The sequence below is a fragment of the Streptomyces naganishii JCM 4654 genome, from assembly GCF_014650575.1.
Classification (GTDB): Bacteria; Actinomycetota; Actinomycetes; order Streptomycetales; family Streptomycetaceae; genus Streptomyces; species Streptomyces naganishii.
In genome coordinates this window covers 101,420-113,088 of the sequence record NZ_BMVF01000005.1, presented here as the reverse complement: position 1 = coordinate 113,088, position 11,669 = coordinate 101,420, and the positions used below count along the sequence as shown (strand labels likewise).

Sequence of the window (11,669 nt, the reverse complement as noted above, 5' to 3'; positions counted from 1 at the left end):
GTCGTACGGCTGCCGGGCTCGGCCCCTGCGCCGTACCCGTGGTGGCGCGATTGTGCCCCCGCCATCGGCCTTCTGCCCACCCCCACCTCGCTGAGCAGAACGAGCAGAACCCCGGCTAACACGGCTAACGCGGGATACGGATGAAACAGCGACGCGACACCCGCCGGCCTCTAGCGTCTGCCTTCCTCGACCCCCGAGGTTAGGAAGGAGACGGTCTCAGATGGCTTCGCGAAACGATGCCGCGGTGAACCCGGTCGCCGAGAAAACCGGCCAGGACAGCGCACGAGTCGAGATTTCCGGGCTCACCAAACGGTTTCTGACTCCTGCCGGTGAGGTGTTCACGGCACTGCAGGACGTTTCGTTCACCGTGGAGCCCGGCCAGTTCTGCGCGGTGGTCGGCCCGACCGGCTGCGGCAAGTCGACGGCGCTGAGCATGGTGTCCGGGCTCGACCGGCCCAGCGAGGGATCGGTCAAGGTCGGCGGCCGTGAGGTGAACGGCGTCACCGACGGCGTCAGTTTCATGTTCCAGGCCGACGCGCTGCTGCCCTGGAAGACCGTGCTCGGCAATGTGCTGATGGGCCCTGTCTTCCGCGGGGTGCCCAAGCAGCAGGCCCAGGTCTCGGCGCGCGACTGGCTGCGCCGGGTGGGCCTGTCGGGGTTCGAGGACCGCTATCCGCATCAGCTCTCCGGCGGTATGCGCAAGCGCGTGGCGATGGCCGCGGCGCTGATCAACGAACCCCGGATCCTGATCATGGACGAGCCGTTCGGCGCCCTGGACGTGCAGACCAAGGCGATCATGTCGACCGAACTTCTCGGGCTGTGGGAGCAGATCCGGCCGTCGGTCATCTTCATCACCCACGACCTCGACGAGGCCGTGGCGCTCGCCGACCGGGTCGTCGTCATGACGTCCAGTCCCGGATCGGTCAAGGCGGTCTTCGACATCGACCTGCCCCGCCCGCGCGGCTCGGTCCAGGAGATCCGGTTCCAGCCCCGCTTCATCGAACTTCAGCACCAGATCTGGGACTCGCTGCGCGAGGAGGTGGAGCGCGCTTACGCACGCACCGCAGGAGGTACGGCATGAGCACGACGTCCGCTCTTTCCCCCGCTGCCGTCAAGGACGGCGCACAGCTCCCGGCCGGGGCAGCCGCCAAACGCGCCCGCCGGCGCCGCATCGCCCTGGTGTGGGCGGGCCGCATCGGTCTCGCGGTCCTGGTCATCGGCGGCTGGCAGGCGTTCACCACCTGGGGGATCGTCGACCCGTTCTTCTTCGGGCAACCGTCCGGCATCGCCAAGCGGCTGGCCGACCTCTTCCAGCACGGCACCGAGTTCGGATCGTTCTACGCGAACATCTGGACGACGATCCAGGAGGCTCTCGTCGGCTTCGCCCTCGGGGCCGTCGCCGGCGTGGTCTTCGGTGTCGCGCTGGGCCAGAGCCGCTTCCTCGCCGATGTGCTCGGCCCCTACATCAAGATGGTCAATGCGATCCCGCGGATCGTCCTCGGCTCGATCTTCATCGTCGCGTTCGGCATCGGCGTGCTGCCGAAGATCCTGCTCGCCGCGGTGCTGGTGTTCTTCATCGTCTTCTTCAACGCCTTCCAGGGCGTACGCGAGGTCGACCGCAACATCCTGGCCAACGCCACAGTGCTCGGTGCCTCCCAGATGCAGATCATCCGGCACGTCACCGTGCCCTCCGCGCTCACCTGGATCATAGCCAGCCTGCACAGCGCCTTCGGCTTCGCCATCGTCGGCGCGCTGGTCGGAGAGGTGCTCGGCGCACAGAGCGGCCTCGGCCTGGTCATCAAGACCGCGCAGAACAACTTCGACCCCAACGGCGTGTTCGCCACGATGCTCGTCATCTCGGTCATCGTGCTCGGCGCCGAGTGGCTGATCAGCAAGCTCGAACACCGGCTGCTGTCCTGGCGCCCGCCGGCCCCGTCCGAGGCGTCGAACGCCCTCTGACCCACCCAGCCCCCTCCCTCTCGCTCATCCCACCCCAGAAAAGGAATGTGGCCAGCCATGTCCAGACGACCCGCCACCGTTGCCGCGTCTCTCCTCGCCGTTCTCGCCCTCGGCGCGGCCAGCGCCTGTTCCAGCAACTCCAGCGCCGGCACCGCGAGCAGCGGCTCTGGCGGCACACCGACGGTCAAGCTCATGGTCGGCGGCATCGACAAGCAGATCTACCTGCCCTACCAGCTCGCCCAGAACCTCGGCTACTACAAGAAGTACGGCGTCGACGTCCAGCTGAGCACCGAGCAGGACGGCGGTGTCGGCGCCGAGGAAGCCATGGCCTCGGGGCAGGTGGACATGGCGGGTGCCTGGTACAACCACACGATCGAGTTCCAGTTGAAGGGCAAGGCCGTCGAGGACGTCGTCCAGCTGTCCGGCGCGCCGGGCGAGCGCGAGATGTGCACCAAGAAGTCGGGCGTCACCTCGGGCGCCGACTTCAAGGGCAAAACCCTCGGCGTCACCGACCTGGGATCGGGCACCGACACGCTCACCCAGTTCCTGGCCGCCAAGAAGGGCGTCAAGACCGGCCAGTTCCACCGGATCGCGGTCGGCGCGGGCTCCACCGCCATCGCTGCCCTGCAGAACGGCAAGGTCGACTGCGTAATGACGACGCAGCCGACGGTCGCCGCGATCCAGAAGAAGGGCGTCGGCACCTCCGCGATCGACCTGGCCACCACGAAGGGCGCCACAGCGGCGATGGGCGGCGCCTACCCCGCGGCCGGCGTGCTCGCCCGCACCGACTGGGTGAACTCGCACAAGGACACGGTCCAGAAGGTCGTCGACGCGCTCGTCGCCACCATGCACTGGATCAACACACACAGCGCGGCCGACATCGCGAACAAGCTGCCGGCGTCGTTCGTGTCGAACCAGCTGGTGACCAAGGCCGACTACGTCACCGCGCTGACCGAGGACAAGGGCCAGTTCCTCCCGGACGGCATCATGCCGGTCGGCGGTCCCAGGACCTCCCTGGCGACGGAGCAACTGGTCGGCAACGCCAAGGGGTCCGTGGATCTCGGCAAGACGTTCACCAACGAGTTCGCCCTCCAGGCCAACAAGACCGAGGGCTTCAAGACCACCACGACCCCGGCAGGCCCCACCGGCTGATCCCCACCGTCCACGGGGCCGCTCAGGTGACATCCACCCGGGCGGCCCCGCACCACGCGCAACGTGCACACGGACGCGCCCGCAAGGCGGACGTCGGCCGGTGCGTCCTGGACGGCGCACTCCAGGAGTCCGCCGTCCTGGGCCGACGCCTGAGCGGGCGAAGGAGCCGGACGAGGTGATCCGGGTCGTTTTCCTGCCGACCCGCTGCCGGCGGATGGGAGAGAACGGCCAGCACACGACTGGAACCGGACAAACAACGTTCGGGGACAGCGGGTGGACCAAGTGCAGCGGGCGCTACACCACCCCGGGTCTCAAGTGCGTGCATGATGGCCACAAGGAGACGTACAACACCCAGGTGACCCTTCAGGTCGAGTATCACGGACGCTTCGGCGAACCCGGTATCGCGGACTCGCACAACACCGTGATCGACTGCTGAACCCCGTTCACCCGCAACGGCCTGCCGGATCAGTCCGGTAGGCCGTTTCCGGGTCCGGTTGCGCAGACGAAAGTGAGGCAGCAGCGTGCACGTTCATTTCGAGGCCATGGACCCAGAGAAAATGATCAAGTTCTGGGGCAGCATCCCGGGCCACGGTGAGTACAGCGTCGGGGAAGCGGAGTCTCCGGCTGTGCTGCCCGTCGTCACTGTCCTCGCCGGAACGGTCGCCGAGCAGGTTCAGACGCTGATCGCCAAGGGCGCCTCTCTGGTGGAACTCCACGAACCCCTGGAAGCCCTGATGACGGACCCGGAAGGCAACAGGTTCAGAGTGGTGCTCGACCCCGATCACGAAGCATGACGGTGTCCTTCGCAACGCCCTCACCTGACGCCCGCCGCGCTCAACAAGATGTGCCGTCCGCCGCTCCCTCATCGGACGCGACGGACGGCACACCCCAAGCTCTTCAGCACTCCGACGCGAACCGCACGAAGTGCCCCCAGCGTTCACGGCTCACCGCGAGGGCCGGGCGGGTCACGTCCTTGGAGTCCCTTACGTGGACGGCCTGTTGGGCGACAGCGACCTCCACACAGTCGTCACCCTCACTGCCGCTGTAGCTGGACTTGAACCAGGCGAGTTCCGTCGTACCGCTGCTCATAGCTCTCCTCGCAGTCGCTCCAGCAAGGCCCGGGATTCGTTCGGGCTCAGGGCCTGCGAGCGCAGTGTTTCATAGCGTCGGCAGAGCGCACTCACCTCTTTCGGGTCGGAGATCAGCCTCCCGTTCTTCTGTCCCTCGGAGTACCCGAGACGCTGCCCTGCAGGCGTCTCCAAGATCCGCATAGGACCATCCAGGCAGGGGTGCAACCCAGCCTCTAGCGGCACCACTTGAAGGGTCACGTTGCGCGGAGCACTGCACTCCAGGACATGGTCGAACAGCTCACGCATCGCCCCCGCGTCCCCGAACCGCCGCCGGAACACATGCTCCTCGACGATGAAGCTGAACGGCACCTTCGGCCGTTCCCGCATCATCGCCTGCCGCTCCATTCGGGCGGCGAGCTGCTGCTCCAGCTCCTCATCCGTGCGCAGCGGGATCGTGCCCTCGAACACCGCCCGCGCGTACGCCTCCGACTGCAACAACCACGGCACCAGCCGGCACTCGTACGTGCACAGGCTCACCGCCTCCCGCTCCAGCCGCGCCCACCGCCGGAACCACGCCGCGAGACCCGCCTCCCCCCGCGTCAGATGCCGGGCGGCCTTCCGCAGCGCACCGGTGTTGCCGAGCGCTTCCTCCGCGCGTTCCACGAACGCCTCGTCCGGCATCCGGCGGCCCAACTCCACCGATTCCACGGTGTGTTTGGAGTACCGCACCCGTTCGCCGAGGTCGGCCCGGCTGAGCCCCGCGTGCTCGCGTAAGGCCTGGACGAACGCGCCGAACGTGCGCAGACTGTCCGACGGATGCGGCTCCCGCTCCCACTCCCCCGCCGGAACCGCCCGTACGCCCACGTCGACGCCGACTCCCCCCGCTGCGTGCTCGACCTCGGCCGCGTCCCCTTCGACGATGCCCATCCGCCGACCCTCTCTCCGTACCGCGCCGCGACGGCCCGTACGCCGCCCCGCGCTCGGCACTCAGCGTGTCGGAGTGCTGTGCGTACTGTCTACTCCGAGTGCCCGTACGCTCACTGCGCGTACGGGGCGCCGGGCTCGCGCCCGCCCGCGCAGGGCCGCCACGCTGGCCCCATGGACCACGCCTCTCCCCAGCTCAGCGCGCCGACCCGCTGCTTCACGCAACTGCTCTCCGCCACACGACGCGGCGCCCGGCTCGCCCGATTGCTCGGCGTCACCGAGCTGCGTTCCTGGGGCGCTTCGGAGGGCCTTACGGAGCGTGCCGAGGCCGTCGTCGCGGAGCTTGCGGCCAACGCCGTCTTCCACGGCCGCGTGCCGGGCCGCTGCTTCCGGCTGACGCTCGTCCTCGACCCGTCGGCCGGCCGTCTGCGCGTGGAGGTGAGCGATGCCCGCGGGGACCTCTACCCGCAGATCGCGACGGGCGCCGACGGAGCCGGCGCCCTCCGCCTCGGTGGGCGCGGCCTGACGCTGGTCACCGCCCTCGCCGACCACTGGGACTGCGTCCCCTACCCGCCCAGCGGCAAGACGGTCCGGGCGGTGCTGTCGGCACCCGCGGCCGAGGCCTGAACCGTTCCGCTGGTACGCCGAGGCTCCCGGTCGCCGTCGTCGGCGGCCGGGAGCCTCGGGGTGGCCGGGAGCCTCGGGGGTGGTCAGGCCGTCGGGAGGAGCGGGCCGGAGGCCTCCGGCTCCGTGGGGCCGACGGCCTCGTCGGAGCCGAGGTGCATTTCCGGGGCGGGGCGGCGGAAGCCCTTGGTGATCACTCCGAGCCAGACGATGCCGAGGACCAGCCAGCCGAGGCCGAGCCTGACGGCGGTGCCGCCGAGCTGGGTGATCAGGTAGACGTCGACCGCGGCGCCGACGGCGGGCAGGAGCAGGTACCGCACGGGCGAGTGGCGGGTCCCGGAGCGCCACTGCCGCACGGCGTAGGCGATCACGCAGACGTTGACGAGCGTGAAGCCGAGGAAGGCGCCGAAGTTGATGAAGGAGGTGGCGTCGGCGAGCGAGAGGTTCATGGCGAGCAGGCCGACGGCGCCGATGATCAGCACGTTGACGACCGGGGTGAGCAGCTTGCGGTGCAGGCGCCCGAAGACCTGCCGGGGCAGGGCGCCGTCGCGGCCCATGACGAACATCAGGCGGCTGGTGCTGGCCTGGATGGCGACGCAGGATGCGAACCCGCCGAGCATGCCGACGATGTTGGCGACGTCCGCGAAGGTCTTCCCGCCGACGGTGGTGGACAGCAGGTACCCGGCGGAGTCCGGGTCGGGGAAGGAACCGCCCGGGTGGGCCCACTGCATCAGGAAGGAGATCACGACGAAGATGCCGCCGCCGGTCAGCACGGTCAGGATGATGCTGCGCGGGATGGTGCGCCGCGGGTCGCGCACCTCCTCGCTGAGGGTGCTCACCGCGTCGAAGCCGAGGAAGGCGTAGGCGGCGACGGCGGCGGCAGCGGTGACGGCGGAGAAGCTGGAGGCGTGGTTCCAGAAGGCGTGGCCGGCCGTGGCGGTGCCGCCATGCCCGAGGCCGTAGTGGACGCAGAGAGCCGCGAGCACGACCAGGACGGCCGTGACGCCGAGCAGCAGCACCCGGTTGATCCGGTCCGCGACCTTCAGACCGACGACGTTGATGACGGTGGCGAGCGCGACGTTGATGACCAGCCAGGCCCATTCCGGCACGGCCGGGAACTGGGCGTGCAGGTAGATGGCCTGGATGAGCCAGGCGACCATGGGCAGGAAGAGGTAGTCGAGCAGCAGGGCCCATCCGGCCAGGAAGCCGACGCGCGAGTCGAGCTCCTTGCGGGCGTAGGTGTAGACGGAGCCGGAGCTGGGGTGGACCTTGGCCATCTTGGCGTAGCTGAGGCCGGTCAGCAGCATGGCGCCGGTGGCGATCGCGTAGGCGGTGGGCGCGGCGCCCTTGCTGGTGGCGGCGATGACGCCGAAGATCGAGATGACGACGGCGGGGGCCATGTAGGCGACGCCGAAGGAGACCACGGACAGGAGTCCGAGGTCTCCTCTCATGCGGGTGGGCTGATCGGTCACGGGTTGCTCTCTTCCCCAAGGGTACGGCGGGTCTCGGTGCGGGCGCCGGTGTTGCCGGCCCAGGTGGCGGGGTCGATCCGGCCCTGGTAGAGCGGCAGCGCGAGGGGCTTGTCGCCGGGGCGGTACTGCTGCCACGGCCGGTTGAGCGCGGCGGTGCCGAGCCGGCGGACGTTGGTGACCTCGTCCAGGTCGATCACGTCGCTGAGGGTGGTGTCGCTGTCGGCCGCCGCCTCGGAGCGGACGGTGCCCTGCGGGTCCACGAGCAGACTGCGGCCGGTGCCGGCGGGCGCCGCGCAGTTGACGCTGGCGACGAACACCTGGTTGACGATGGCGTTGGCGCGGGCCAGCACGGTCTCCTGGGCCCGGTCGCTGCCGGAGGTCAGGACGAAGTTCAGCACCAGTTCGGCGCCCATCCAGGCCAGGTGGCGGGTGGTCTCGGGGAACCAGGCGTCGTAGCAGATCGACAGCCCCACCCGGCCGACGCCGTCGAGGTCGAAGACGGTGAACTCGGAGCCGGGGACGACGGTCTCGTAGGGCCGCCACGGGAAGACCTTGCGGTACGCCGCGACCCGCTCGCCGCGCGGGGAGTAGACCGGGGCGGTGTTGTAGACGTGCCCGTCGGCCCCGCGCTCGTAGACGCTGCCGGGGGCGAGCCAGACGCCGAGGTCGCCGGCGAGTTCCGCGAGGGCGCGGTCGCGCGGGCCGTCCAGAGGCTCGGCGAGGGCTTCGGGGAGCTCGTCGGGGGTGAGCGTGGCACCGCCCGCGGGGGCGCCGAGATGCAGCTCGGGATATACGACGAGCGGCGCGGCGGGGAGCCCGGCCGTGCGCCTGCGCACGTCGGCGGCCAGGCCGTCCAGGTCGTCTGCGGCGCGCTGGGCTGCCTGGGCCAGCACTAGGGGGAGGGGACGGGACATGGGTCACCAGGTCTGACTCGAGGGGATTAGTTAAACGAAATTTAGTTAACGAATGAAGGGAGGTCAATGGATTGCCACAGGTGAGATACGAACGGCGTTCGACGGTGTGCGAGCATGTCGACCATGGCCCGACCCAGGAACCAGGCGGAACGCCGAGCCCAGCTGATCGACGCGACCGCCAGGACCGTGGTCGAGCTCGGGGCCACGGCCACCAAGCTGCGGGACGTCGCCAGGGCCGCCGGCGTCACCCCCGCCTCGGTGCTCTACTACTACGCCGACATCCAGGAGCTGTTCGCCGCCGTCTTCGAGCGCAGTGCCGCGACGTACTTCGTCAGCCGCGAGGAGGCCATCGCGGCTGCGGACGGACCGGTGTCCAGGCTGCGTGCCTGCATCCGCTCCGGAGTGCCCTGGCCCGGAGAGGGCGAGGAGAGCACCCGGCTGCTGTTCGAGCTGTTCCCGGTGGCCCTGCGCAACGAGGGCGCCGCCGACCGGCAGCGCACCTTCGCCCACCAGCAGGCCGAGCTCTACCGCCAGGTGCTCGAACTGGGCCGGGACAGCGGCGACTTCACGCTCGCCGGCGACGCGTGGGCCCTGGGGCGCTCGTTCGTGGCGCTGGAGGACGGCTACGCGATGGACCTGCTGGTCGGCGACGCGACCGCCCAGGACATCGAGGACCGCCTGCTGGACCACGCCCGCGTGGTCACGGGCAATCCGGCCTTCGGCCGGGGCGACTGACCGGGCGCGATCCGCCTCCGCGGGGTCGCGGCCCGTCCGGCACGACCGGGCCCCGGCGATCGATCGCCGGGGCCCGGTCGCGGGTGTCGCGGGTTCAGCGGTCCGTCACTTCCTCGCCGCCGCCATAAGAACGGCGCACCGCGTCGGCGGCCTTGTCGGTCTGCGCGTCGTACTTGTCCCCCGTACGCTCGTCGACCATCCGCTCCGCACTGTCGACACCCTTGTCGGCCTGGTCCGGATGGGCCTTCGCCATCTCCTTGGCCTTGTTCGCCATGTCTCCCAGCTTCCCCATGAGGTACCTCCCGGCGATAGGCGTGTGTCGTACCCGACGGGGAGTACCCGGAGCATCCCGTCCGATGCGTACCGGGACAGCTCGGCACGCAAGTGCGGTCGTTACCCGTCCCCTCCCGTCGGCCGGGCCGCGCTCGCGGCGCGTCCTGGTGTGTGGCCGAAGGCGCGGCGGAAGACGTCGATGAACGCGCTCGCCGAGGACCAGCCACACCGGTGTGCCACCACCGTCACCGGCGTGTCCTCGGCGAGCAGCACCAGGGCGTGGGAGAGCCGCAGCTGAGTACGCCACTGCGGAAACGTCATGCCGAGGTCGGCCCTGAACAGCCGTGACAGCGTGCGGTCGCTTGCGCCGACCTGTCTGCCCAGGGCCGCCAGGGTGCGGTTGTCGGCCGGGTCGGCGTGCAGGATCTCGCACAGCGCCTTGAGCTGCGGGGCGGTCGGCGTCGGCACGTGCAGCTGCTGCTGGGGCGAGACGCGCAACTGGTCGCACAGGACGGCGCGCAGGCGCCGGTGTTCCGGGCTGTCGTCCGAACGGTCGCGGGTGCAGGCGAGGATCAGTTCCCTCAGCAGCGGGCTGACGGTCAGCACGGCGGGCTCGTCGAGGCCGAGCGGGTTGGTGTCGGCGGACAGGCCGATCAGGTGCAGCTCGAGCTCGCCGTGAGCCTGGTGGGAGTGCACGGTGCCGGCCGGCACCCAGATCGCCCGGGTGGCCGGGGCCGTCCACGAGCCGGCGCCGGTGGTGACGGCGAGCACGCCCCGGCCCGCGTAGACGAGTTGGTGGTCGTCGTGCCGGTGGGCGTCGATCGCTGCGCCCGGGGCCAGCCAGCGTGCGCTGGTCGGTGCCACCGACACATGGCGGATGTTCCTCATTGATTGGCAGATTATCGGAAGTGCGACAGGGTGGCCACGGACGACCATGGCGCCATGTCAAGGAACAAGTCGATCGTTCTGCTGTCGGCCGGACATGCCTGTGTGGACGTCTACCAGGGCGCCGTGGCCGCCCTGGTTCCGTTCTTCGCCGCCGAGCGTGCCTACACGTACGCCGCGGCCTCCGGCATCGTGCTTGCCGCCAGCCTGCTGTCCTCGGTGGCACAGCCCTTCTTCGGCGCACTCACCGACCGGCGCCCCATCCCCTGGCTGCTGCCGGTGAGCACGGTCCTCGGCGGGCTCGGCGTCGCGCTCAGCGGGGTCAGCGGCTCGTACCCGCTCACGCTGGCGTTCGTGGCGTTGTCCGGCATCGGGGTCGCCGCGTACCACCCGGAGTCCGCACGGGTCGCACGGGTCGCCAGCAAGGGCAGCCACAGCTCCATGGGATGGTTCTCCCTGGGCGGCAACATCGGTTTTTCGGCAGCTCCCCTACTGGTCACAGCCGTGATCGCCACGGGCGGGCTGCGGTTCTCCCCGCTGCTCATCCTGCCCGCGCTGATAGGCAGCGTGCTGACGCTGCCGGTACTGCGGGCGCTGGGCGAGGCGCCGTCCGCCGAGGGCGGCAAGGAGGCCGCGAAGGGGCAGAACGACTGGGCGTCGTTCGTCCGGCTGTCGCTGGCGGTGGTGTGCCGGTCGATCGTCTTCGTCGGCATGAGCACGTTCGTCGCCTTCCACGCCCGGGAGCAGACGGGCGGCGGTACGGCCGCGGGAACGGCCGCGCTGTTCGTGCTGTACCTCGGCGGTGCCGTCGGCACGGTCGTCGGCAGCAAGCTGGCCCACCGCTGGGACCGGGTCACGGTGGTGAGCATGTCGTACCTGATCACGGTCGCGGCCGTCGCCGGCGTGGTCTTCGTCCCCGGCCCCGCGATCTACCTGTTCGTGGCGCTGACCTCGATCGGTCTGTACGTCCCCTTCTCGCTTCAGGTCACACTCGCCCAGGACTATCTGCCCACGCGCGTCGGAACGGCCAGCGGGATCACCCTCGGCCTCATGGTCAGCGTCGGCGGTGTGACCAGTCCCCTCATCGGCAGCATCGCCGACGCCACCTCGCTGCGCACGGCTCTGACGCCCCTGATCGCGATGCCCGCCCTGAGCTGGCTGCTGTTCCGTACCCTGCCCGAACCGGCCGTGCCAAGCCGCTGCTGGGCGACGGTGACGAGGCCGCGCAGGAGACCGGGAGCCGCTCCTCGGAGCCCAGCAGCATCTGACCGGCCCGCGCCGCTGACCGAGAGCCCCGAAGGACCAGTCACGGAAGGACGACGAAGTGCGACCAGCAGCGAGCCGGCACATGGAGTCCCCTCCAGCCGCACCGGGGCAGCCGGGCGAGCACAACGGCACCTTCCCCGGCAACAACCCCGCCTTCCTCACCGCCACCGCCGCACTCGACGCCTACTTGGCCGACGACCAGTTGGAGAAACAGACCCTGCTGCTGGCCTGTGCGATGGGCGAGACCGTCCTGCTGAGCGAAGCGGCGTAGCCAGGGTCGGACGCCGTCGACGGGCTCACGGGCCTCGACCGTCCCCGTAGGCGTGGCTGATCATTCTGCAAGATCGCCACGCACACCCGGGGGGCGCAGCGTTACGCCGTGAAGGCTCTCGGCC

Annotated in this window: 13 protein-coding genes and 1 pseudogene; 8 read left to right on the top strand and 6 right to left on the bottom strand. The window is 70.0% G+C overall.

The window, feature by feature from the left end:
• The first annotated feature begins 220 nt into the window (after positions 1–220).
• The 5 genes from IE217_RS10740 (at position 221) to IE217_RS10720 (ending at position 3,905) form a co-directional block, all read left to right on the top strand.
• Entirely contained in the window at positions 221–1,081 is an 861-nt protein-coding gene (locus IE217_RS10740; RefSeq protein ID WP_190177551.1) for an ABC transporter ATP-binding protein, read from the top strand.
• Complete coding sequence (locus IE217_RS10735; protein ID WP_190177550.1) at positions 1,078–1,959, top strand: ABC transporter permease; 882 nt, start codon at positions 1,078–1,080, stop codon at positions 1,957–1,959. The genes IE217_RS10740 and IE217_RS10735 overlap by 4 nt, the downstream gene beginning before the upstream one ends.
• Positions 1,960–2,016: 57 nt before the next feature.
• Positions 2,017–3,111: an ABC transporter substrate-binding protein gene (locus IE217_RS10730; protein ID WP_229865203.1), complete on the top strand. Its 1,095-nt coding sequence runs from the start codon at positions 2,017–2,019 to the stop codon at positions 3,109–3,111.
• A 175-nt stretch (positions 3,112–3,286) separates the two neighbouring features.
• Complete coding sequence (locus IE217_RS10725; protein WP_190177548.1) at positions 3,287–3,547, top strand: hypothetical protein; 261 nt, start codon at positions 3,287–3,289, stop codon at positions 3,545–3,547.
• 121 nt (positions 3,548–3,668) lie between these two features.
• Positions 3,669–3,905 (top strand): VOC family protein, encoded by a 237-nt coding sequence (locus IE217_RS10720; RefSeq protein WP_190177547.1) that lies wholly within the window; start codon positions 3,669–3,671, stop codon positions 3,903–3,905.
• A gap of 103 nt (positions 3,906–4,008) precedes the next feature.
• Here the strand turns inward: IE217_RS10720 and IE217_RS10715 are convergent, their stop codons facing one another.
• Positions 4,009–4,200, bottom strand: a complete 192-nt coding sequence (locus tag IE217_RS10715) for a DUF397 domain-containing protein (RefSeq protein ID WP_190177546.1) — start codon at positions 4,198–4,200, stop codon at positions 4,009–4,011.
• A complete protein-coding gene (locus IE217_RS10710) occupies positions 4,197–5,108 on the bottom strand; it encodes a helix-turn-helix domain-containing protein (RefSeq protein ID WP_190177545.1) in 912 nt (303 codons plus the stop codon). Before IE217_RS10710 ends, IE217_RS10715 begins: the two co-directional genes overlap by 4 nt.
• Before the next feature lie 171 nt (positions 5,109–5,279).
• Here IE217_RS10710 and IE217_RS10705 point away from each other — a divergent pair, with 171 nt between their 5' ends.
• A complete protein-coding gene (locus IE217_RS10705; RefSeq protein ID WP_190177544.1) occupies positions 5,280–5,732 on the top strand; it encodes an ATP-binding protein in 453 nt (150 codons plus the stop codon).
• A gap of 83 nt (positions 5,733–5,815) precedes the next feature.
• Here IE217_RS10705 and IE217_RS10700 read toward each other — a convergent pair whose 3' ends face one another.
• Entirely contained in the window at positions 5,816–7,201 is a 1,386-nt protein-coding gene (locus tag IE217_RS10700) for an APC family permease (protein ID WP_190177543.1), read from the bottom strand.
• Complete coding sequence (locus tag IE217_RS10695) at positions 7,198–8,115, bottom strand: carbon-nitrogen hydrolase family protein (RefSeq protein ID WP_190177542.1); 918 nt, start codon at positions 8,113–8,115, stop codon at positions 7,198–7,200. Before IE217_RS10695 ends, IE217_RS10700 begins: the two co-directional genes overlap by 4 nt.
• Before the next feature lie 123 nt (positions 8,116–8,238).
• On the opposite strand from IE217_RS10695, the gene IE217_RS10690 reads away from it, so the two are divergent.
• Entirely contained in the window at positions 8,239–8,850 is a 612-nt protein-coding gene (locus IE217_RS10690; RefSeq protein WP_190177541.1) for a TetR/AcrR family transcriptional regulator, read from the top strand.
• A gap of 94 nt (positions 8,851–8,944) precedes the next feature.
• On the opposite strand, the gene IE217_RS10685 is transcribed toward IE217_RS10690, so the two are convergent.
• Positions 8,945–9,142, bottom strand: a complete 198-nt coding sequence (locus tag IE217_RS10685; protein WP_190177540.1) for an antitoxin — start codon at positions 9,140–9,142, stop codon at positions 8,945–8,947.
• Positions 9,143–9,243: 101 nt separating this feature from the next.
• Positions 9,244–10,011 (bottom strand): AraC family transcriptional regulator, encoded by a 768-nt coding sequence (locus tag IE217_RS10680; RefSeq protein WP_190177539.1) that lies wholly within the window; start codon positions 10,009–10,011, stop codon positions 9,244–9,246.
• 54 nt (positions 10,012–10,065) lie between these two features.
• Here IE217_RS10680 and IE217_RS10675 point away from each other — a divergent pair.
• Positions 10,066–11,286 (top strand): annotated as a pseudogene (locus tag IE217_RS10675) (MFS transporter); the annotation flags it as partial.
• Positions 11,287–11,669 lie beyond the last annotated feature (383 nt).

Excerpts from the sequence above, each read along its gene's own strand:
- IE217_RS10735 (WP_190177550.1), top strand. The coding sequence starts at position 1,078 with ATGAGCACGACGTCCGCTCTTTCCCCCGCTGCCGTCAAGGACGGCGCA.
- IE217_RS10730 (WP_229865203.1), top strand. The coding sequence starts at position 2,017 with ATGTCCAGACGACCCGCCACCGTTGCCGCGTCTCTCCTCGCCGTTCTC.
- IE217_RS10715 (WP_190177546.1), bottom strand. The coding sequence starts at position 4,200 with ATGAGCAGCGGTACGACGGAACTCGCCTGGTTCAAGTCCAGCTACAGC.
- IE217_RS10705 (WP_190177544.1), top strand. The coding sequence starts at position 5,280 with ATGGACCACGCCTCTCCCCAGCTCAGCGCGCCGACCCGCTGCTTCACG.
- IE217_RS10710 (WP_190177545.1), bottom strand. The coding sequence starts at position 5,108 with ATGGGCATCGTCGAAGGGGACGCGGCCGAGGTCGAGCACGCAGCGGGG.
- IE217_RS10740 (WP_190177551.1), top strand. The coding sequence starts at position 221 with ATGGCTTCGCGAAACGATGCCGCGGTGAACCCGGTCGCCGAGAAAACC.
- IE217_RS10685 (WP_190177540.1), bottom strand. The coding sequence starts at position 9,142 with ATGGGGAAGCTGGGAGACATGGCGAACAAGGCCAAGGAGATGGCGAAG.
- IE217_RS10690 (WP_190177541.1), top strand. The coding sequence starts at position 8,239 with ATGGCCCGACCCAGGAACCAGGCGGAACGCCGAGCCCAGCTGATCGAC.
- IE217_RS10720 (WP_190177547.1), top strand. The coding sequence starts at position 3,669 with ATGATCAAGTTCTGGGGCAGCATCCCGGGCCACGGTGAGTACAGCGTC.
- IE217_RS10680 (WP_190177539.1), bottom strand. The coding sequence starts at position 10,011 with ATGAGGAACATCCGCCATGTGTCGGTGGCACCGACCAGCGCACGCTGG.
- IE217_RS10695 (WP_190177542.1), bottom strand. The coding sequence starts at position 8,115 with ATGTCCCGTCCCCTCCCCCTAGTGCTGGCCCAGGCAGCCCAGCGCGCC.